15 protein-coding genes and 1 pseudogene are annotated in these 22,116 nt (G+C 37.0%); 7 read left to right on the top strand and 9 right to left on the bottom strand.

From position 1 onward, the window contains the following. The first annotated feature begins 115 nt into the window (after positions 1–115). The 4 genes from F6K15_RS18100 (at position 116) to F6K15_RS18085 (ending at position 5,750) form a co-directional block, all read left to right on the top strand. Entirely contained in the window at positions 116–1,768 is a 1,653-nt protein-coding gene (locus tag F6K15_RS18100) for a flavin monoamine oxidase family protein (RefSeq protein ID WP_293062975.1), read from the top strand. A 269-nt stretch (positions 1,769–2,037) separates the two neighbouring features. Further along, on the top strand, positions 2,038–2,529 hold the full coding sequence (locus tag F6K15_RS18095; protein WP_293062974.1) for an FxLYD domain-containing protein: 492 nt from the start codon (positions 2,038–2,040) through the stop codon (positions 2,527–2,529). 989 nt (positions 2,530–3,518) lie between these two features. Then, positions 3,519–4,358, top strand: a complete 840-nt coding sequence (locus tag F6K15_RS18090) for a sulfotransferase (protein WP_293062973.1) — start codon at positions 3,519–3,521, stop codon at positions 4,356–4,358. A 3-nt stretch (positions 4,359–4,361) separates the two neighbouring features. Next, positions 4,362–5,750, top strand: a complete 1,389-nt coding sequence (locus F6K15_RS18085; RefSeq protein ID WP_293062972.1) for a sulfotransferase family protein — start codon at positions 4,362–4,364, stop codon at positions 5,748–5,750. A gap of 165 nt (positions 5,751–5,915) precedes the next feature. On the opposite strand, the pseudogene F6K15_RS18080 reads toward F6K15_RS18085, so the two are convergent. The 4 genes and pseudogenes from F6K15_RS18080 to F6K15_RS18065 all read right to left on the bottom strand — a co-directional run. Continuing rightward, positions 5,916–6,254: pseudogene (locus F6K15_RS18080) on the bottom strand (sulfotransferase); the annotation flags it as partial. Positions 6,255–6,438: 184 nt separating this feature from the next. Next, positions 6,439–7,239 (bottom strand): sulfotransferase domain-containing protein, encoded by an 801-nt coding sequence (locus F6K15_RS18075; protein ID WP_293062971.1) that lies wholly within the window; start codon positions 7,237–7,239, stop codon positions 6,439–6,441. Positions 7,240–7,242: 3 nt separating this feature from the next. Then, positions 7,243–7,794, bottom strand: a complete 552-nt coding sequence (locus tag F6K15_RS18070) for a sulfotransferase family protein (RefSeq protein ID WP_293062970.1) — start codon at positions 7,792–7,794, stop codon at positions 7,243–7,245. Between the two features lie 509 nt (positions 7,795–8,303). Beyond that, complete coding sequence (locus tag F6K15_RS18065; protein WP_293062969.1) at positions 8,304–9,458, bottom strand: glycosyltransferase family 4 protein; 1,155 nt, start codon at positions 9,456–9,458, stop codon at positions 8,304–8,306. A gap of 1,317 nt (positions 9,459–10,775) precedes the next feature. Between F6K15_RS18065 and F6K15_RS18060 the strand changes: the two genes are divergently transcribed. Both F6K15_RS18060 and F6K15_RS18055 read left to right on the top strand, forming a co-directional pair. Beyond that, positions 10,776–12,200: an NADP-dependent isocitrate dehydrogenase gene (locus F6K15_RS18060; RefSeq protein WP_293062967.1), complete on the top strand. Its 1,425-nt coding sequence runs from the start codon at positions 10,776–10,778 to the stop codon at positions 12,198–12,200. Positions 12,201–13,486: 1,286 nt separating this feature from the next. Continuing rightward, on the top strand, positions 13,487–14,806 hold the full coding sequence (locus F6K15_RS18055) for a HEAT repeat domain-containing protein (RefSeq protein WP_293062965.1): 1,320 nt from the start codon (positions 13,487–13,489) through the stop codon (positions 14,804–14,806). Between the two features lie 683 nt (positions 14,807–15,489). Here F6K15_RS18055 and F6K15_RS18050 read toward each other — a convergent pair. Beyond that, complete coding sequence (locus F6K15_RS18050; protein ID WP_293062963.1) at positions 15,490–15,612, bottom strand: hypothetical protein; 123 nt, start codon at positions 15,610–15,612, stop codon at positions 15,490–15,492. A gap of 73 nt (positions 15,613–15,685) precedes the next feature. Between F6K15_RS18050 and F6K15_RS18045 the strand changes: the two genes are divergently transcribed. Then, a complete protein-coding gene (locus tag F6K15_RS18045) occupies positions 15,686–17,464 on the top strand; it encodes a bifunctional serine/threonine-protein kinase/formylglycine-generating enzyme family protein (RefSeq protein WP_293062961.1) in 1,779 nt (592 codons plus the stop codon). Positions 17,465–18,026: 562 nt separating this feature from the next. Here F6K15_RS18045 and F6K15_RS18040 read toward each other — a convergent pair. The 4 genes from F6K15_RS18040 to F6K15_RS18025 form a co-directional block, all read right to left on the bottom strand. Then, a complete protein-coding gene (locus F6K15_RS18040; protein ID WP_293062959.1) occupies positions 18,027–18,605 on the bottom strand; it encodes a hypothetical protein in 579 nt (192 codons plus the stop codon). A 162-nt stretch (positions 18,606–18,767) separates the two neighbouring features. Then, a complete protein-coding gene (locus F6K15_RS18035; RefSeq protein ID WP_293062958.1) occupies positions 18,768–18,968 on the bottom strand; it encodes a hypothetical protein in 201 nt (66 codons plus the stop codon). A 595-nt stretch (positions 18,969–19,563) separates the two neighbouring features. After that, positions 19,564–20,187 carry a 7-carboxy-7-deazaguanine synthase QueE gene (locus tag F6K15_RS18030; RefSeq protein WP_293062957.1) on the bottom strand — a complete coding sequence of 208 codons (624 nt, stop codon included), beginning with the start codon at positions 20,185–20,187 and terminating at the stop codon, positions 19,564–19,566. Between the two features lie 767 nt (positions 20,188–20,954). Next, entirely contained in the window at positions 20,955–21,887 is a 933-nt protein-coding gene (locus F6K15_RS18025; RefSeq protein WP_293062956.1) for a lipid kinase, read from the bottom strand. Between the last annotated feature and the right edge of the window lie 229 nt (positions 21,888–22,116).

Here is a 22,116-nt window from a genome sequence, read left to right as displayed (position 1 = left end):
AAAACTTTTTCCTCTTCTTCCTTCTTTTTTCCCTCCTGACTCCTGACTCCTCCCTTACTATTTATAACTATTCAACCGGACATGATATAAGTCCTGTGATAATGAGACCTCAAAAATGACTAAATCTCCCGTGATGACAATACTAGGTCGTGCTCATACTATTGCCAGAATGTCAACAGAAACTGGTATCCCTAGTGATGAATTATTAGGAATAGTAAAAGAAGCTAAAGCTAGGAAATTTCCGAATGCTTGCAGTCCCTTATTAAAAGGTGGTTTAGACTTAGCTCAAAAATTTAAAGTTTCCCTTTTGTCCAAGAGTGGAGAAAGGGTAATGGCTCAAACAACTCCAGTATTAATAGTAGGAGCAGGAATTGCCGGATTAACTGCTGCCTATCGTCTAACTCAAGCAGGAGTTCCAGTAAACGTCATTGAAGCTAGTAATCGGGTAGGAGGTAGAATCCGAACTCGCCAAAAAGCATTAGGTACTCCATTTGCTGTTGAACTTGGTGGGGAATTTATCTACACCGAGCATATTTATCTGCGCAGTTTGGTTGAGGAATTAGGATTGCGTCTTGTAGATCTGCAGGCAGTCGATGAAAATTTGGAAACACAAGAGACTTACTTTTTTGAAGGTCGCAAGGTTTCATTAGCAGAAATTACCACAGACTTTGCACCAATTGCAGAGCAGATTAATAGAGATTTTGAGGCGATCGCTAATTTTAAGGACTATACCACAAAAATCCCAGCAGCAGTAGAACTAGATAATATCTCAATTGCCGAATATTTAGACCAAATTCCTCAAACTACACCAGCAATTCGCCAGCTAGTCAAAGCTGCTTATGAAACTTACTACGGTCTAAATATGGAAGAGCAGTCTAGTCTCAATTTAATCTATATAATAGGTGCTCAAGTAGGTAAGTTTGGTATTATTGGTGCGATCGAGCAACTTTTTTATGTACAGGGAGGTAATGAACTGATACCCCAAAAGTTGGCAAATTTAGTCTCCAATTCTATTGAGACGGGAACAATATTAGAAGCGATCAACTCTCTTTCTGATGGTCGGTATCGAGTGGTATTAAGGTCGGGGAACAGTACTTTTGAGCGTACTTATGAGAGAATTTTGCTAACATTACCTTTAACTTTGTTACGACAAGTTCAGCTTAATGTAGATTTGCCACCTTTGAAAAAGTTATCTATAGATACTGCTAGCTACGGAACGAACTCTAAGTTAATTACTACTTATCAAGAGAAAATTTGGCGTACTCGCTACAACTCTACAGCTAATGTCTATTTAGATTTAGGGTTTCAAAACACTTGGGAAACTTCTGAAAGTCGTTATCATCCAGGTATGGGTTTGATTACACAATTTGTTGGGGGTACTGAAGGTGTAGCAATAGGAACTGGTAGTCCGGAAATTCATGCTCAAAAATTGAATTCCCAACTAGAACAGGTTTTTCCTGGTATTAGTAATATCTCAATGCCAGATCGGACAATTCGTAGTTATTGGCCAGGAGAAGTTTATGTTCGCGGTTCTTATTTATGTTACAAACCGGGGGAGTGGACAAAGTTTTATGGTGTAGAAAGAGAGCGAGTGGGTAATATATTTTTTGCCGGGGAGCATACATCTATTCTTGAAAATCAAGGTTATATGGAAGGTGGTTGTCAGACAGGTGAAATAGCTGCTATGGAAATTTTACAAGATTTAGGTTTAGAAGGTAGTGTTGAAGCAATGATAAGTCAGCGAGCTAAGAGTCTGAGAAAGTATTAACTAGCTATCAGCTATTAGCTGAAAAAAATGAGAGAGGAGTCAGGAGTCAACCCACCCCACCCCTAACCCCTCCCAACCCACCCCTAACCCCTCCCAACCCACCCCTAACCCCTCCCAGGAGGGGAGGGGAAGTCAGAAGTCAGGAGGAAACAAAGAGGGAAGAACAGGAGAAAGTTTTTTCATCACTAATTATCCGGACATGATATTATTAGTGGTTCAAAACTAGCTTAAAAGTGCAAAAATAAATTTACCAGTGATTAATAGTTACTATGAAATACTTCTATTTTACTATATTAATACCATTGTTAAACGGGGGAGTTTATCATCAATTATTACAGAGTCATAAGGTGAATATATTTGCTCAAAAATCTGAGTTTGATAACCCAATTTGTTATATGGAAACTACGGAGGGGAAATTTATTAATTTAGTTAATCTCTGTGGCGATCGAGAAGCTATTAATGAAAGTAAAAAAAATAGTTGTAAATCAAATTCAGAAGAAGTTAAACCTACAGATATACCGATGAGTAATGTTAACTATGATGGTAATTTTTTAACGGGCAAAATTGCAAATAAAAGCTGTCAAACTGTGAAACAAATTAAAGTAAATTATCAGGTATTAGATGATGCTGGAAATATTATTGATAATGGCTTTATTTATGCTGAACCTAGTACAGTTGAACCAGGAAAAGTAGCATCGTTTAAAGGTAATGTTGCCCCGGGAGCTAAAGTAGAAACAACTTTTGTTGAATGGAGTAAATAAGATGAATTTCAAAAAAATATTGTGACAATGAAATCGTAAGCATTTAGCTATCAGCTATCAGCTATCAGCTATCATAACGGGTTTTTAATGAAAATAGACTATTTTAGGCAGTTTTTGTAGTAAGATTTAACTCTGACTCAATTAGTAAAGCTTTTAGTTGTATACCAAATTGAAATGAAGCTGTATAGAATAATATTTCAAGCATAATTGACCACAGATAAACATAGAGCGATTAATGAATTTCATAATTCTATACAACCCCATATTAAACTGGTATTAGATAAAAGGTTTATTAATTGAGAAGCGAAAAATCTTATCTCATGTGCCCTCTCCGGGGGAGCTACGCTAACGGTTGAATACTTATAAATAACTGTTGTGAGTCCTCAGGAGTCAGGAGTCAGGAGGGAAGAAAGGAGAAGGAAGAGGAAGAACTGGAGTTGAAGGAGAAAGTTTTTTTATAACTAATTATCAGGACATGATATTATACCAATTCCCATGCATTATTGCTATACTTGGGCAGTACTTCAGTTGTTAATTAATCAGCACAAGCAAAATTACTTTGCATGCTAATTTCAGCTTGCGTTAATGTTAATTATTCTTATGTTTGCTTCTCCATGTACGGACGTTGTATGTAACATCCCTACCCACTCCCCTATTTCCCCTCCTGGGAGGGGTTATATCATGTTCGGATAATCAGTTATAAAAAAACTTTATCCCTTTTAACCCTTTCTTCCCTCTCTTGGTGCGCATTCCCTTGCGTCTGACGCCGACGCGGGGTCGCACCGCTTCTGCCTCCAGCTCCCGCTGCCTTCTGCCTTCCTTCCTCCAAAGTGTAAGTATTCAACCGAACATGATATTAGGGGTGAGTCCCCTGCTCAACAAAGTGTAGAAAAGTTTTTGAGAAATGGTATTATTGCTGACAGCTAACGGCTAATAGCTGTTTGCGCAGCATTCCGCAGGAAATGCTTACATAATTGAGGTAAAATAATTTGACAAGAATTAATAAAAAAGCAGTTTTTATCTGTGGAGCTGGTCATTCTGGCTCGACGCTTTTGGGGATGATTTTGGGAAGTCATCAGGATTGCTTTTATTGTGGAGAGGCGAATAAAACCAGATTTTTTCAAGATTTACAGAAACCAGAGATCAAAAGAACTTGTAAAATTTGTGGTAGAAACTGTCCGGTTTGGGGAGATTTTGTGGTTAGCGATCGCCTCGACCTCTACGAACAATTATCGCGCCAAACCGGAAAGGCGATCGTTATTGATTCGACCAAAGAAATTAAGTGGATAACAGAAAAGATCGCCGCAATTGAAAATACAAATACTCAGATGTTTCTGCTTTTTATTCAAAGAGATGGTCGAGCAGTTATTAATTCTCGACTGAGAAAATATCCCGAAGAAGATGTCGATAAAATAATTAATAACTGGGTCAATAAAATTCAACAAACCCAAAAATTATACGAAGACTTTAGTGGGAAAAAAATCAAAGTTAAATATGAAAAATTAGCTAGTAACCCCGCAGCAGTAACCAGAAGATTGTGCGATTTTTTAGAGATAGAATATCAACCGGAAATGGTCGAATATTATCGCCACGAACATCATCCCCTTGGTGGTAACAGCGGTACTCAGTTCTTGATAGCAAAAGCACAAAAGAAAAACTTAGATGAATCTGTTGTAAAAATTTCTGAAAATAGCCGGGATTATTACCAGAATCACGATTTGGGAATTAGCTTAGATTTGCGCTGGCGAGAAGAACTAGACCCTAGCACAGAGCGTTTATTTGTGGAAATTGCTGGGGAAATTAATGAAGAATTTAAGTGGGAAGCGTAGTAGATGAAAAAAATAGACTTAGTATTTAGAACTGTCGGAGAACGAACTTCGGATGCAGCACTAGAATTGGCGGTGAACAACATTCAGCCACAGGAGGTGCATATTATAGAAAATGTTAAACCATTTTCCCTGGCTGTGAAGCAAATGTTGGCAATAAATTACAATTGCGATTTTGTGGTATTTGCGGATGCTGATTGTTTGATTTGTGAGGATATGACACCATTTCTTCAGTACAATAGCTTTCCTTATGTGGACTGTTATGTTCTCGATAAATTCCGAGGTTACATCCATTGTGGGGTTCATATTACTAGAATGGACGTAGTGCAATTGATGCAAAAAGTGGAAATTCCCAAAGGCGATCGCAAGTATGTGCTGCGTCCCGAGTCAAGGACTCGTGAGTTAGCTCTAAGTAAACTAAATCAAAGCAAAGTTTTTCAGCATTTTAAAATCTTTCATGACTTTTTTCAGTATTACCTAGATATATTTGTTAAATATGCTATTAGAGAACTAAGAAGTCGTCAAGATTATTGGCAAAAGAAATTAAACGTTAATCAAGATGATTGGATCAAGCAAAGCGAGGACAGTAAGGATAAAGATTTTCTAGTGGCTAACTATGGGGTTAACTATAGTCGAGAATTAATTCAAGAAAAAGCAACTCTCGAAGAAATAGAGAAATTTATTGCCTATTTACCGCAGATAGCAATGAGCGAGTTAGAAAAGTTAAATATTGCCGAAAAAGAAGCATTGACTTTAGAGCAGGTTTGGGAATTATCTGCTAAGATTAATCCGCAAAAATGGCAGCGAAGCAAGCGGATGAAAGTATTTGGAATTGGTTTAAGTCGCACGGGAACAAAAAGCTTAACGGGAGCATTGAATATTCTGGGTATAAATGTTGTGCATTATCCACAGGATGAAACAACACTGCAAGAATTGATAGAGGGAAATTTCGAGTTTTCCTTGTTGAATAATTTTGATGGCATTACCGATATTACAGTGGCTTCTTATTATGCTCAATTAGATAAAATTTATCCCGATAGTAAGTTTATTTTGACGGTGCGGGAAAAAGAATCTTGGCTCAAATCAATGGAAGCACATTGGAGTAAGAAAGTGGTCTTTGACGAGAGACCAGAAAAGCAAAAGAAAATGGAGTTGAGAAGATTCTTACGGAGTGCAGTTTATGGAACTTATCAGTTTAATACTGAAAGATTGTCCTATGTTTACGACCTCCATTGTCAAAATGTGCTGGAATATTTTCGCGATCGTCCGGAATCTTTGTTAGTTCTGAATATTTGTCAAGGGGAAGGATGGGAAAAGTTATGTTCCTTCTTTGATTTACCAGTTCGAGACGAACCATTCCCTCACAACAACAATAAAAAACAATTAGAATCTTAAAACCCTAATTATTACTGTGCTGATTAAATCTAAAAGTCTTTATAGATAAAGGTAAGTGCCTTTTTAAGTATCAAAAAGTTCGAGGTTTTAAGTGGTAATTGTTCAATTAGGAGCGGATTTTGGTCAAGATTTGGGCAGAAAAATTAAGGGAAAAAACGCCCGCTCCTACCTCCTGTAAATTCCCCGTTCCTCCTGTCTCCTACCTCCATTGTTTTTCAAAGCGAAAAAGTTAAAGAGACTGTCTAGAAGCTTGCTTATGGTTAAGTCGGTTTCCCAGGAAATGGTGGCGATAAATTGCTCTAGGTGAAAATTGGGCCAACTGTTGAGTTTTTTGTCCGCCCGCATTAAGGCGATCGCCTCTTCTTTCTGTTCTCGATTTAACGGTTGGGCCGCAAAATCTTTGATAAATAATTGCTGAATAAAATGGCTCTCTGGCGTTACAGTAATCTGGGAATGTGAAGACAAAACTAGCTCCAGTAAGGTGGTTCCCGATCGTGGGGCACCGGAGACAAATAAATGCTTATATCATGTCCGGATAATTAGTGATGAAAAAACTTTCTCCTTTTTTTCCCTCTTTTTTTCTCCTGACTCCTGACTTCCCCTCCTGGGAGGGGTTAGGGGTGGGTTGACTCCTCAGGACTCCGTCGTTTATTTATAACTGTTCAACCGGACATGATATTACTTTCTTTCATACCTGATAACCATAAAAAACTGACAGACTTTTTTGCATTATACGATTGAGATCATCAATATCGGCTGTACTCAATTCGTTTTTAAATCCACCGACTTTACCTCTGCGAGTTTTGTAAGAGTTGATATATCGAGGATCTACCGCACTCATGCGCCGAGATTTAAATTGATTTTCTACTTCCATTTTGCGCATATTCTCAAAACTAGCATATTCTCCTGCTTCTGCAATTAGAGCGTCGGCAATTTCTGGTAAATCTAAGAAATGCAACACTCGACGCAATTCTTTTTGGCGATCGCGATGGATCTCTTCATAGCGAACCAGTAAAAAATCTTGGGGTACGTTTCGATTTTCTGCCCAGATATTATAGAAACGAATAAGCGTGGTAAAGCTACCATTTTCTTCGCGAATAAATTCCGACAAGCTACCGTTGTAAGCTAGGCGACGTTTCGTCTTTTGGTAATAGTTAGAGACAATCGCATCTCTGGGGTCGCGCACTAAAAAAATCACCCGTTTTTCTTGATATTCAGCTTTTGAAGTTATCAACTCCTCCGGGTTTTTCCACTGTGGTTCATCGTCGTGGGATACCCAAATCTTGGGAATATCAGGATCTAACTCTCTTAATTTGTCTAGTTCTAAAAGATTAGTATTCTTTAATTTAAAGTGAGTCTGGAGAACTCTTCCTAACATCAATCGCAACCAAGTCCGACCGCATTTAGGAAAGGAAATGAGGAAAAAATCTGACTCATTTTTCGCTTTCAACCGTTTGTCTTTCTCTGGCATCATTGTACTGTAAATCAAATCTTAAACGATCCTGGGAAAAGGAGTGTCAGGAATTGTTTTCCCCAGAAACTTACATAATTTACTCCAAGATTCTCCCTGACAGATATTGAAAATTAACAGTCGGTCTTCTCCCCCGCTAAATTTGGTCACAACTCTGTCAAAATTGCATCGATAAACATCTTGCCAAATTTCACGAGAAAACTGTTCCGTTCCATAAACCTGACGACGTATTTCTAACATATAAAGTTGTTTTTCTGGAGAATAGTGATCTAAGGAACGATTAAACCAACTTTCGCAAGATTTCAGCCATTGCTCCATTTCTCGCACAGTTAAAATCCATTTGGCATCGGGAAATTTAGTATCTAATTCATCCAACCAGGCAATTACGGTAATGTCAACTGCCGCATCATACACCGTTCCCAATTCGTCGATAGATTCAGGATATTTAATCTGATTGTAGCCTAAAATTTTTAGGGCGCGACCGAGACTTTTATTACCGGTTCTGGATAAACCGCAGCCAAACACCATTTTTTTGCGGTTAGGTTGTGGGGAGTAAGTAGATATATTAGTCATTATTCTGTGTTTTTACAAAGAAGCAAACTAGCAAAATCCCATCGACCTGGTGGCATTAATACCAATTTGATAAATGTTTGCTACATTTTCTTGAGCGGGGGAGTAGGGTAGTGGGTAGGGACGCCCTTATGCAACGTCCGTACAGGGAGAAGTAAAAATAAGAATAATTAACAATAACTAGCTAATAATTATTAAAAAAGTTATTCAGTCTGTGTTAATTACTTAATAATTGAAGTACAACTTAAGTATAGCATTCTTTTTTCAAATTGGTATAATAAAGACGGGGCAAAACATTTGAACAAAAACACCTCGAATTTTTAAGAACATTTACTGCCCAAATGCTTTGCTCCTAGTGCCGCTACGCGGAAATTAAAAGCGAGTGCGTAATTCTGAGGTTTCCTCAGAATGTAAGACGCACATCTGACAGTCAAAAGTATTGATTGGTAAAACTTTTAGGATTTTGTAACTGGTTAGTTATTTCTGCCATCCTGCACTAGATAAAAATCTACTTATGCAAGAGCTTTAATAATTTGTGGATTTGATGATTCCCTGATCAAGGTTTGGAGTATGGACTCATACTCATAAATAATTTCCTGATCTTGAGGTAATTGAGGTGGAACAATCGGTTGGTAATCAGTACGCCAATAATCGGCGATATCCAATATAGCATGACTTGCAGCCACAGAATTGCCAAGGGGAACAATACGACCTAAAGGAGAATCCCCCAACCATTGACTGACTACCTCGCGAGAACCGGGATTATCGTAAGCCACAACTCCCTTTCCAGAGGCGATCGCTTCTTGCAGCACCCGGGGAATTCCTTCCCGTTCCGAACACAGCAAAACCGTCTCTACCTGATGCATCAAGTCTAACACTTCTTGACGATCGACTTGACCCCTCATGTCAATCCGTTTTTCTAAACCATAGTTGCGAATGCACTCCTGCATCTGCGCCATCATCATACCGCTACCGCAGACTGTCAAGTAGACATCGACTCCCCTTTCCTCAAGAAACCCCACGATTTTCACTGCATCCAGAGGTCTTTTGCGGGACTTCATTTGAGCCGCCATCAGTAACCGGATCGGGTCTTTTGCCGTTGGTTGATAAATCACTGGAGAGTTTAATCTGGGAAGACTAACCGGGTTAGGGCAAAAAATCTGATTCTTTGCTCCGGTCACCTTTCTGACAATATCCACTAAATACCCAGCGATGCAAATTATCAGGTCGCAGTCTCGGTAAAGTTGGATCAAATCTTGTCTTACTTTGGGTTCCACTGGTCTGTTGGAGTCCAGGTGCGTAATGTGACCCCCGCGACAAATGGTAATTACTGGACCTGAATGAATGCACTTTACAGCGGGGAGATTCCACAGATAGTATTCGCGACCAAAAATAACGCAATCAAAAGGCCCCTGTTGACGGTAAATCTCGAGTACCTGGCGATCGATGCTATCTTTATTCCCCGCAGTCATGGTCAGGGTATCCCAAGGATCGTTGATGGGAATCCAGATTAATCCGGGATACTCAGCAAGGTCTGTAGCAATGCAGTAAGGTGCTATTTGAAGCACTTTATGACCGATACTCCGCAACTCACAGGCTAATTCTTGGCTAGAGTTAGCTGCGCCACCCCCATGAGGAGGATGATTGCTTAAGAGCAAAATTTTCATTTGTCATTTCCAGAGGAATCACACAAATAGTATTTATTCTTGATTGCGTTGTCAAGAGTAGGTAAAGTTGAGATGTAGGGGTTTGGTTTGCAAAAGTCTAAGCATCTTGCTCATTCAAAAAGGTTGAAATATTTAACTAATATGATGTCTCTTTGAATACCCACAATAAAAAAATGAGGCAACAGGCAACAGGCAACAGGCAACAGGGAGAAATTTATCAGAGAAAAGATTTTTATTATGGCTAATTAATGAGACTTGATATAATACCAAATTCCAGTTATTATAAGGATGGTTTTTCTATCCCCAAATTCCATGTATAGCAAAAACTTCGACTTTTTCAAGTTCCCTCTTATATCATGTCCGGTTGAATAGTTATTCTATAGTTGGGAGTAGGGGAGTGGGGGAGATGGATACCTACCCCTAACCCTTCCCTGGAGGGGAATGTGGGGTTAGGGAGAGATTCTTAATATTTGCACAATTAAATGTATTTCATATCCATATCAATATTCTCTGACGACAATGAATTAGCCCTGGGGAGTAGGGGAGATTAAATATTGAAGTAATTATAGAATTATCAACATATACTATATAACCAGATAACCAGATTCTATATTACTAAAGCAAATTTGGTATAATCAGAACTTAATGCAGAAACGGGGTTTTTAAACAAAAGTTACTGTATAATCAGCTCAGAATCATTAGTCTTAACCAGGTTTCTTGATTCGGGTGCGTAAGAGCTAATAATCATTAGACATAGGCGTGAGAATTCAAAATAAAATCAATTCTTATCCATAAATTATCAATTATTTCTCCCTGTTCTCTGCTCCCTGTTCCCTCTTTTGGAAGAGATGTCTATTATTTAAGCTAATTATTTCAAATCAAGGGATGCTGCTAAATTATTTCTGATATCAAATCCGTTTTATTGGACATAAAAAATTCTTCAATCGTCATAACTACTCAATCTTTGTAATTCTCTCTCCTCCTGACTCGGTCCGACTGACTTCCCCTCCCCCTCTGGTGGAGGGGCGAGGGGTGGGTTGACTCCTCCTGACTTAAGCATTCTATAACTTTTTAACCGGATTTGATATGATACTCCTTTTGAGAAATGGTCTAAGAGAAAAAATTCTGCTACTTATCTTACTGTTATCCATCAAAAAACTACAAAAATAATTAAACTATTTCTCTCCTTCTTCATTTCTTCCTTCTTGCTTCTTCCTTCTCCAATTCTAAAAAAATCATAGATATATTTCAAGATATATCATTATACATTGATAATCTGGACACAAAGGAATGTATTGTAGCCCGAATTATCAAGGTATGTACGAAAAAATAACTCCCCCAACCACAGGGTCTAAAGTCACTTTCAGCAACGGTCAACCTAATGTTCCAGAGGACCCCATTATCCCATTTATTCGGGGCGATGGTACTGGGGTAGATTTATGGCCAGCTTCTCAAAAAGTGTTTGATGCCGCGATCGCCACTGCCTACGGTGACAAACGCAAAATAAACTGGTTTAAGGTTTACGCTGGTGATGAAGCTTGTGAAAAATATGGCACTTTCCAATATTTGCCGGAAGACACTCTCAACGCTATAAAAGAATATGGTGTTGCTATTAAGGGTCCTTTGACAACTCCCATTGGTGGGGGTATTCGCTCTTTAAATGTGGCGTTGCGTCAAATTAACGATCTATATGCTTGTGTTCGTCCTTGTAGATATTACGCGGGTACTCCTTCTCCCCACAAAAGTCCAGAAAAATTAGATGTGATTATTTATCGGGAAAATACTGAAGATATTTATCTAGGAATAGAATGGCGTGAGGGTACTGATATTGCTAGTAAGTTGATTGACATTTTAAACAAAGACTTAATTCCTGCTACTCCCGAACATGGCAAAAAGCAAATTCGCCTCGACTCGGGTATTGGTATTAAACCTATTAGCAAAACTGGTTCGCAACGGTTAGTCAAACGTGCCATCCAAAATGCTTTGCGCTTACCCAAGTCAAAACAAATGGTAACTTTGGTGCATAAAGGTAATATTATGAAGTACACCGAAGGCGCATTTCGTGACTGGGGTTATGAATTAGCAACTACTGAATTTCGTACTGAATGTGTAACGGAAAGAGAATCTTGGATACTTTCTAATAAGGAAGAAAATTCTAATATTAGTAGTGAAGAAAATGCTCGAAAAATTGACCCTGGTTATGATGCTTTAACACCAGAAAAACAAGCTGAAATTTGCCAAGAAGTTGAGGATGTATTGGCAGCTATTTGGGATAGTCATGGGGATGGAAAATGGAAAGAGAAAATTATGGTAAATGACCGTATTGCTGATAGTATTTTCCAACAAATTCAAACTCGGCCAGGGGAATATTCTATTCTGGCAACTATGAATTTGAATGGGGATTATTTATCTGATGCTGCTGCGGCTATTGTTGGTGGTTTAGGTATGGGGCCTGGTGCTAATATTGGTGATGAATGTGCTATTTTTGAAGCTACTCACGGCACAGCTCCAAAACACGCAGGTTTAGATAGAGTTAATCCTGGTTCTTTGATTCTTTCTGGTGTGATGATGTTGGAATATATGGGTTGGCAAGAGGCTGCCGATTTAATTAAAAAAGGGATTGGAGCTGCTATTTCTAATGGTGAAGTAACTTATGATTTGGCAAGGTTAATGGAACCACCTGTGGCAGCTTTGAAATGTTCTGAATTTGCTGATGCAATTATCAAACATTTTAAAGATTAGATAAGTGTTCAACAATTAATAATTAATAATGAATAATTAATTAGGGCTTGCTGATTAAATCTAAAAGTCTTTATAGATAAAGGTAAGGTAAGCATTTCCTGCGGAATGCGGAGCTAACAGCGGTCAGCGGTCAGCTTGATTACCTTTAGTGGACAATTTAAGCTCGTTGTTCTTGTGCTTCAATTCTTTGTTCAAAAATGCAGTAGAAGTTAAACAAATACTTGGTTCATTCATTTTCATTGCGCTCGAGCTGATTGCTAATAGCTGAATGCTTACAAGGTAAGTGCCTTTTTAAATATCAAAAAGTTCGAGGTTTTAAGTGGTAATTGTTCAATTAGGAGGGGATTTTGGTCAAGATTTGGGCCGAAAAATTAAGGGACAAAACGCCCGCTCCTACCTCCTGTAAATTCCCATTTCTCCTGTCTCCCCCTCCCAGGAGGGGAGGGGCCCGCGGGTGGGTTGTCTCCTGTCTCCTACCTCTACTAAAAGACTTCCATAAGCAAACCCTAATTATTACCTCTCCCTGAAAAGAAGAGAATTGACTAAAAGGAAATTTTTTTCTTCTTTCTTCTTTAAAGGAGAGGCTTGAAACCTTAATTCTTTAGTAAATGATAGAAAAAAAGGTGATTCATCTAGCACTATGAACTTTTTACCTAATATAGCGTTTCTCAAGTTGCTGAAGTACAGTGATTTTTTTTATTTTCTAATCCCTACTCCCTACTCTCTACTCCCTACTTCCTAAAACAAACAAATTTTGTATCTCGTCAGGATGGGAATTGCTATACCTGTATATAGCAGAAGGAAGAAGGAAGTTTGTAGCAAAAATTTTAGTATTTCATATCAGCTTTTGATATATCCGCGCCCTTTCCTTCGATTAGACATAGGCGTGAGAATTAAAAATCAAATCAATTCTTATCTATAAATTATCAATTATTTTTTCCTGTTCCCTCTTCCCTTTTTATCTATAAATTATCAATTATACCAATTCCCATGCATTAGTGCTATACTTTTGCAAGACTTCAGTTGTCAATTGATCGGTACAAGCTAAACCATCTTTTTGCTAATTTTAGCTAAGTTAATGTTAATTATTCTTATGTTTACTTCCCCTCCTGGGAGGGGTTAGGGGTGGGTTCACTACCCCACTCCTCTACTCCCCTGCTCAACAAAATGTAGAAATTTTTTTGAGAAATGGTATTATTTATCCCTGTTGCCTGTTGACTGTTCCCTCTTTTCTGAAGATGTCTATTGCTATATCTTAAGCTTAATATCTAAAAAATTATTCAGTTATGTCAAATATACTTGAACAAGCAAAAATAGCCAGCCAAGAAAAAAATTGGTCTTTAGTTAATCAGTATTTACAGAAATTTTTCTTAGCATCTCAAAATACTCATGTTGATGTGTTAGAAAATGCCGATTTAGATGTGGCTCTCGACCTAGCAATAACAGTTCTGAAAAATGGAGATTTTCAAGAAAAATGGGATATTTATAAACTATTTAAGCAGATTGGTAAACCAGCGATCGCTCCGTTAATTGAAATTATTCAGGATGAAAATTTAGATTTAGAAAAACGTTGGTTTGTGGCTCGGATATTAGCAGATTTTAACAGTGATGAAGTCCGAGAAGTTCTGAAAAATATAATTATTAGTTCAGAGACGGAAGATTTACAAGAAATAGCAGCAGATACTTTGGCTGTTTTGGGAGATTCAGCAGTTGATATTTTAACGGATTTATTGGCCAATCCTGATTCACGATTATTAGCAACAAAAGCTTTAGCTAAAATTAATTCTCCTAGCACTATAACACCATTATTAAATTTAGTAAAAGATGGCAATGATGAAGTTAGAAAAACGGCTATTACTGCCTTGAGTAATTACCATGATTCTCGGTTGCTTTTTGTCTTAATTTCGGCTTTAAAAGATACAGTGGCTCAAGTTAGAAAAGAAGCAGTAATAGGCTTGAGTGCTTATGCTAATTTACACCAAGAATTGGGTTTGGTGGAATTGTTACAACCTTTACTTTGGGATATTAATTTTGAAGTTTGTCAACAAGTGGCGCTCGCTATGGGCAAAATCGGTACAAATACAGCAGCAACGGCTTTATTTGAATTGTTAAAAACAACTACTGTTCCGGTTTTTTTAAAGCTTGATGCGGTGCGTGCTTTAGGTTGGGTTGAAACTCAAGTATCTGTGGAATATCTACAAAGTTTACTAGGAGATAATTGCTTAGTTGCAGTAGAACATCAGCCGCAAATTGTGAATGAAATTATTACAGTATTAGGTAAAATTGAGCGTCAGGAATTAAAGCCAAAAGCTACAGAAATTTTGATTGAATTTCTCAGAAGTAATAATTCAGTGTTAGAAAGCGTCCGTGTCAAAAATTCTTTGATTTTAGCATTGGGATATTTGGGAGATATTTGCGCTCTAGATTATCTCATTCAATTATTAGAAGAAGACGATGCTAGTGTCAGGCTTCATTGTATAGCAGCATTAAAACAATTAGATCCAGAAATAGCATATCAACAACTTATTTATTTATCTCAAAAATCCAATATCAAATCTGAGTTAAAAACAGGAATATCTACAGCTATTGCTGAATGGAATTATTGAAATAGCAGTCAGCGGTAAGCATTTTCCGTACCGGAATGCTCCGCAAACAGCAGTCAGCATTCAGCTATAAGTTATGAACTCATTATCTTGGAAGAAAGAATTAGTATTCAAGGGAAATGAAAAATTATGTTTGCACAGCATTCTGCAGGAAATTATTACGGTCTTGGGTCTTAGGTTTTAGTTAGGGTTTTTTCTCTCCTTAAAAAGGGAATAATACCAAATTGATAAATATTTGCTACAAATACTTAGGGTGTTTATTCTAATTTAGAATTTAGAATTTAGAATGCATAATGGATATATTTAATGCAATTTTTGATGTTTTAAATCACATTTTTTGTCAAATATACTTTATTTGAAAGTCTTTTTCTGGTGCTTATTATTCGTAAAATTATTTTTTCAAAATGGTATAATACCATTAAAAAAAATGTTGTAGTAGCCGAAAGAAAGGTGTTTGACAGTTCAAAAGTTTAAAACTTAGAGAAAGTCAGACTTTTTCTTTTTCCTTCTTACTTCTGAGTCTATGATGATTAGAGACTTGAAACCTCCATTATCTTTTTATTTTGGGTTGAATAATCCACCGTCTACACAGTGTACAAATCGTTGGGGTTTGTAGACACAAAGTTGCAGGTCCTTGACTATCCCCATCCATTTTTTCTTGCTTCTTGCTTCTTACTTCTTGCTTCTTACTTCTTGCTTCTTACTTCTTGCTTCTTACTTCTTGCTTCTTGCTTCTTACTTCTTGCTTCTTCCTTCTTACTTCTTCCTTCTTCCCTCTGAGTCAAAATTATGTTATTATATTCTAACATGAGGTATAATTTGCCCCTATTTTTAGCTCTAATTCCAGGGATAACTTAAAATTCTGAATCCCCTATTAATAGAATGAAATACTGGAAATCAGGTAAACAATTACAAAATGGCAAATATATAATTCAAGACCTGCTTGGTATTGGCGGTTTCGGGATTACTTATCGTGCTTTAGAACAAAACTCTAATCAATTAGTTGCGATTAAAACTCTCAATTATCGAGTACAACGTAAACCAAACTTTGACAAATATCAAGAAAACTTTTTAAATGAAGCCTTATGTTTAGCAAAATGTAGTCATCCCAATGTTGTAGAAGTTCACCGCCTTTTTAAAGAAAATAAATTATGGTGCATGGTGATGGAATATATAGACGGGGATGACTTAGGAATTTATCGTGAAGAACAAGACGGAATTATATCAGAAAGTGAAGCAATACATCTAATTAAACAAGTAGGAGAAGCACTAAAATTTATACATAATCAAGGATTTTTACATCGGGATGTTAAACCTCAAAATATTCTCCTACGTCGAGATACTTTAGAAGCAATATTAATTGATTTTGGTTTAGCACGAGAATTTAATAGTGGCAGCGTACAAACTCATACAACAGATAGTACATTGTACTTTGCACCAATTGAACAGTACGAAATACGAGCCAAACGGGGAGCTTTTACTGATATATACGCCCTAGCAGCAACCCTATATGTTTTATTGACAGGTGAAATGCCTACACCCGCAAAAGTCAGACAAGAAGGAAAAATACCATTAATTCCACCAAAAAAATATAATTCTCAAATTAGCGATCGAGTCAATAATGCAATTATTCAAGGCATGAAATTAGAGCCAGAAGAACGGCCTCAATTTGTTGTTGAATGGTTGACTTTATTATCACCAGTAAAAGAATTTATCATAACTAATATCCCCTCAACTGTGCCAGCAACTCTGCCAATAATTACCGATACTCCTCCAGAATTATTAACTGTTGATTCTAGTCTTGAACTCGAATTGGAAACTTTTAAATTTGAATATTTAAAAATCAAAATTAGCCCAAACTGCGAAATAATTGAAACCCAAAAAGAGCAACGGGAAACTCAACAATTCATTGAAAATATTGCCAATAAGATTTTCCTAGAAATGGTATCTATTCCTGGCAATACTTTCTTGATGGGTTCCCCAAAAACAACAGCAGAAAAATGGGAAACAGAAAGCCCACAACATACAGTTACAATACCACCTTTATTTGTTAGTAAATATCCCATTACTCAAGGGCAGTGGCAAGCAGTGATGGGCAAAAACCAAGCTTATTTCAAAGGAGAAAATAGACCAGTAGAAATGGTGTCTTGGTATAATGCAATTGAATTTTGTCGCCAGCTATCTGCTCAAACTGGAAAAACTTATCGGTTACTATCAGAGGCAGAATGGGAATATGTTTGTCGCGGAGAAACAACGACATTATTTTACTTTGGTAATAGTCTGATAACTGACCTAGCAAACTATAATGGCGAAGAAGCTTATGCCTGTTCATTACAACAAAATTATCGCGAACAAACAACAGATGTAGGTAGTTTTCCACCCAATGCTTTTGGATTATACGATCTTCATGGCAATGTCTGGGAGTGGTGCGCCGACCCCTGGCATAATAATTATCAGGGTGCTCCTTCAGATGGTAGTGTGTGGGAAAAAGATAGCAATTATAACTACAGAATGTTGAGAGGAGGAGGATACTTAAACTATTCTAAAGGTTGTCGTAGTGCAAATAGAAATTGGAAAACTCCCAGAAGTAGGTATAAGTCAGTAGGTTTTAGAGTGGCAGTTTCTCATCCTGTTTCCATACTCATTGGCAAATCTTTCTAAACTCTCTTCCTTTGGTGCTTCCTGACTCCTGACTCCTGACTCCTGACTCCTAACTCCTGACTCTTTATATTTTAAATTTTATTGAAAAAAATTAATTTTTGTAACTTTCAAATCCCCGACTGAAATTTGCAAGCTCTCCCCACCGAAATATTTAGAGCTTGCTGATTAAATCTCAAAGTATTGACAAGTAAAGGTTTAAGCCTTATTGAATTCCCAAAAATTGCGCTCTTCAGTAGTCTAAAACCCTCAAAAATTTAGCATAAAAGGCAAACCTTCGGACAGAAAAATCTTAGGACAATTCTTACTCCTATCTCCTCGCTCATTCCCATTTTTCCCCTCCACCGGAGGGGTTAGGGGTGGGTTGTCTCCTGTCTCCTGTCTCCTGTCTCCTGTCTCCTATCTCCTACCCTCACCCATAAGACTTTTGAGCGCAAACCCTATTTACCTATTTAAATAATATTTAGCAAAAATTTTATGGGAGAGTTTGACCAAAAACTATAGCAAATATTGAGTTGATTAGGACATACTATGAGAATTTATGACTTAAATTTGTGTCAGAAACTTAGTCATCAACAATATTAGCCCAATCAGGGAAAGAAGGAGGAAAAAAATTAATATCATAGCCAGACTCTTCCCACTCGTTAACCCACAATGGCACTACTCCTACCCCTGGTATAGGAGTTCTAGAAAATGCCCTTTCCCCAGATTCAATAGTGTGAAATATCTGCTTGAGAGTATCTCCTAAATTAAGGGCTAAACTTAATAGCTCATCCAATTCAGGACTAACCCGCTTCACTCTTGGTTTGTCCTCCTCAACCCATAGGAGTTTTAGGGACTTAAGGGATCTGGGACTTAGTTGACTTCGATAGTAAACACGCTTAAGTTGGGCCACAGGTTCTAGACTCCTTTCTACCCGGCGAATTTGCTGTAACCGGAGATAGTGCCACTCTGCTAAACGTTTTCGGTCATCGGGAGGTATTTGGTTTTTACTAGAGAAGTGCTGGAAGTCATATCTAGCGCAACTACACCCAAGATTAGCCAAAAGATGAATTAATTGTCTCTCTTTTGGAGTTGCTTGTCTTCTTTCTGCAGTCCTCGTAATTAGCCTTTTTCTGCGTGTAGTAGTTGTTGTGTCCATCATTAATTGATAATACGAGTTAGGAAGTAATACTAGGATAATCCAGGGTAGAACTCTAATCAGTAGCAAAGAGTTCTGCCCAATTTTAAATCTAGTCTAATCTATCTATACTGTCTCAAGAAAGTTATTTCGGCTTTCTTGATAGTTTATCTACCTGTCTTTACTTTATTTCTTACCTTGACCTGTACCTGTTTTCTCTTCTACCCTATCGCCATCTTCATCAGTCGCTTCATAACTAATTATCTGACTCTCTTCAATCCTAGTCTCATTAGATGGCCTTAAATTCCCAGCTATGGCCTTTGGTACTTGGCAAAATGTCAAGCCTGCGGAGGCTATTAACCCAAAAATGATAATATTCTGTTTCATAGTAGTAGATGAACCCTGTTTAGTTGTTTTAGATAGACTCGCGATACTCTGCAACCTGTAAAAAGTGGGTTGTTGCAAAAGACCTCTTGTCTTCCGATGAATCAGTCTGCAATTATAAAAGAAGCATAGGCACGACCTGATGGATCACAAAAGCCGGAAGTGAGGTGTTAGTAGTCTTATTACTATTTTCTCCCCAATCCTGCTATTTGGGATGTGGAGACTAAGCCATTAGGGAGTTAAACCATCAGGTAATTAGTCCATCTAGGAGTTATCCATCAGGGGCATCTACTATTTCATTTAACTATCAGGGTGTATCTCCATCTGCAGTTCTGAACTAGCTGTTTATTGTCCAAATAGACAGCTTTTTTTCGTTTGACGGTTTGCTAATTTGCATTGCATTCTCTAGGAAAGAAAGACGGAATTAGGAGGAAGGATCAAACTAAAGTCCTAAACTTTGAATCCGGTCTTTTTAATTTTTAGAGTAGATATTGGGTTCAAATCTTCTAAGCTCTAAAAAAAATAATTTTCTTGAATTTTAATTGGGTTTCAACTTACCTTTTATATGGTTCTTATTCCTAACTTTCATTATTATAAATTATTGTATCCCTAAATATTTATGTAACTGCACAGAAAGGCGGTAATTAGGATATTTTTGAAGTAACTCTAAGACCAATGGTAAGGCAAGATTACGACTGTACCATTCTGGCTGGAGAAAAACAGGAATATTATTATTTGCCAATAAAATTTTACTATAAAATTCTAACTCTTTACCAGTTTCTATTACTAATTTTATTTCTGATGCCCGCATCCACATCTGTTTTACAACTGGATATTTAGGACTAATATGTTGTTTAGGACTAAGGGTTATCCAAGTCTGAGGTGAAATTTCTTGCCAATAGCAACCGGATGTTTCTATAGAAACTTGTCTGCCAGTAGCTTCTATTTTGTTCACTAGATTAGGTAACTGTTTATGGATAAAAGGTTCACCACCAGAAATAACAACTCTGGGAGAAAATAACTCATTAATTAACTCATCAAATGTTTTAATTTGCCTTGGTAAATTAGTTCCTCCATCGGCATAACCAGTATCACAATAATGACAGCCTACCGGGCAACCAGCAAGACGAATAAAATCTACTGGTGTACCTGCCCAATAGCCTTCTCCTTGAATGGTTTTTTGGAAAGTTTCATGTATAGGAATTATTAGTTTTTCTGTCATCAGAAATTAACAAGATAAAATAAAGTGTTTTTTTGTCGGGTATTGCTATCTATACCTATATTTTCTTCTATTCTAAAATATTTTTAATTATGGATATTAAAAATATAGTAATTTTTAAAACTTACCGAATAATTAAGGTAAAAAATCCTCTCCTTTAAAGGATAAACAAGCGGTCGTTTTGCTGGCGCATAACTTACGTTAACGCTACGCGACATGTTTGCGTAGCATTCCGTAGGAAAAAGCGTAGCTTCTCGTAGGGTGGGATGGCGAGGTCTCGGAGCCATATCCAATCGACCAAGAGAGAAAAAATTTTCCTTAAGGGTCAATCCTCTTCTTTCGGGTGCATCTCAATTTTGAATAAAGCCAAAAATTTATCGCTTTTAGGGAATAGGTAATAGGGAATAAGAAATAGGGAATAGGGAATAGGGAATAGGAAAAAAATATTTTGGCAAATATGAGATGCACCACTTCTTTCCAAGGAGAGGTAATTGTTAATTATTAATTAATAATTATTAATAATTAATTATTAATAATTATTAATTGTTGAAAATATTTGTACCTCATATATCTGCAATCTGCTGTATATCATGTCCGGTTGAATAGTTATAAATTATATTATCAACTTTTAAATTAATTTTATTCCTTCTTCCTTCCTCCTTCTTCCTTCTTCCTTTTTACTTCCTCCTTCTTACTTCCTCCTTCTTCCTTCTTCCTTCTTCCTTCCTCCTTCTTCCTTCTTCCTTCTTCCTTCTTCCTTCTTCCTTATTTTAATCAATTATAGGTTGAAGTTTTTCCTTTTCAGTTGTTAGTTTCCTGGGCACCATAACGGCTAAAGCTAAAGGAACTACCTGGAAATGTGCTGGAGTATAAGTAACAATTTCCCCATCTGTATTAATAGGACGAGGTTTGCGAGTATAAATATTAAATACAGAACCAGAGAGGAAACGAAATCCAAAATTTTCTTGATATTTTCCTTGCCATATAGAAGGCAACATACCGATAAATTGCCAACAATACTTGATTTCTAAACTGTATAAATCTAGTCTTTGGTCATCAATCACAGCATCGTGAGCAATAGTCATACCACCTCCATAATGTTTGCCATTTCCTACCGCAACTTGCAGAGTTTTAACTATTTTTGTTTCACCATTGCAGCGAATTTCTGCAGTAAAAGGGCGACTTTTTAAAATCATTTTACTTGCAGTAATAGCATAAGCTAATACACCCCATCGACGTTTTGCTTCTTTAGTTAAATTGTTAGTAATATCTACACTTAATCCGATACTAGCAACATTGAAAAAATATTTGCCATTAACTACACCTAAATCTATATAACGTTTTTTACCTGTAGCGATCGCTCGACAAGCTTCAAATAAAGAATCAGGAATTCCTAAAGTTCTAGCTAGATCGTTAGCTGTTCCTAATGGTAAAATTCCTAAGGGTAAACCTGTTTCTACTAGAGCATCTACTGCTAAGTTTAATGTGCCATCTCCACCACCAATAATTACCATATTTACCTGGTTTTTATAGTTTTGAATAAAATGGTTAAAATCCTGGGGAGATTGAGTTTCTTGACAAATAACTTCTAAGCCAAAATCTTGTAAATAATTTAAAGCTAAAGGTAAATTATTAGTAACTTTTCTAGCATGGGGATTAATTAATAAAAGAGCTTTTGTTGATTCTATTTTATTTGGGTTCATAAAGAAAGTCAAAATTTAAAATTAAGAAAAAAAGGAAGGATTTAAGCAAGAAATTGGAAGTAGGAAATTTAAGCATTCAACTATTAGTAGTAAGCCATCACCAATTATTCAATAATTGATAATGGATAATTTATAATTACCTCTACCTAAAAGGAAGAGGATTGAATAAAAGGAAAAATTTTTCTCTCTTGGTCGATTGGATATGGCTCCGAGACCTCGCCATCCCTCG

Origin of the sequence: Okeania sp. SIO2B3, assembly GCF_010672525.1 — a bacterium.
Lineage (GTDB): Bacteria > Cyanobacteriota > Cyanobacteriia > Cyanobacteriales > Microcoleaceae > Okeania.
Note: the sequence above shows the minus strand (reverse complement) of the source record. Positions and strands in the feature narration are given on the sequence as shown.

Excerpts from the sequence above, each read along its gene's own strand:
- F6K15_RS18100 (WP_293062975.1), top strand. The coding sequence starts at position 116 with ATGACTAAATCTCCCGTGATGACAATACTAGGTCGTGCTCATACTATT.
- F6K15_RS18095 (WP_293062974.1), top strand. The coding sequence starts at position 2,038 with ATGAAATACTTCTATTTTACTATATTAATACCATTGTTAAACGGGGGA.
- F6K15_RS18085 (WP_293062972.1), top strand. The coding sequence starts at position 4,362 with ATGAAAAAAATAGACTTAGTATTTAGAACTGTCGGAGAACGAACTTCG.
- F6K15_RS18070 (WP_293062970.1), bottom strand. The coding sequence starts at position 7,794 with ATGACTAATATATCTACTTACTCCCCACAACCTAACCGCAAAAAAATG.
- F6K15_RS18065 (WP_293062969.1), bottom strand. The coding sequence starts at position 9,458 with ATGAAAATTTTGCTCTTAAGCAATCATCCTCCTCATGGGGGTGGCGCA.
- F6K15_RS18060 (WP_293062967.1), top strand. The coding sequence starts at position 10,776 with ATGTACGAAAAAATAACTCCCCCAACCACAGGGTCTAAAGTCACTTTC.
- F6K15_RS18055 (WP_293062965.1), top strand. The coding sequence starts at position 13,487 with ATGTCAAATATACTTGAACAAGCAAAAATAGCCAGCCAAGAAAAAAAT.
- F6K15_RS18050 (WP_293062963.1), bottom strand. The coding sequence starts at position 15,612 with ATGTTAGAATATAATAACATAATTTTGACTCAGAGGGAAGAAGGAAGA.
- F6K15_RS18045 (WP_293062961.1), top strand. The coding sequence starts at position 15,686 with ATGAAATACTGGAAATCAGGTAAACAATTACAAAATGGCAAATATATA.
- F6K15_RS18040 (WP_293062959.1), bottom strand. The coding sequence starts at position 18,605 with ATGATGGACACAACAACTACTACACGCAGAAAAAGGCTAATTACGAGG.
- F6K15_RS18035 (WP_293062958.1), bottom strand. The coding sequence starts at position 18,968 with ATGAAACAGAATATTATCATTTTTGGGTTAATAGCCTCCGCAGGCTTG.
- F6K15_RS18030 (WP_293062957.1), bottom strand. The coding sequence starts at position 20,187 with ATGACAGAAAAACTAATAATTCCTATACATGAAACTTTCCAAAAAACC.
- F6K15_RS18025 (WP_293062956.1), bottom strand. The coding sequence starts at position 21,887 with ATGAACCCAAATAAAATAGAATCAACAAAAGCTCTTTTATTAATTAAT.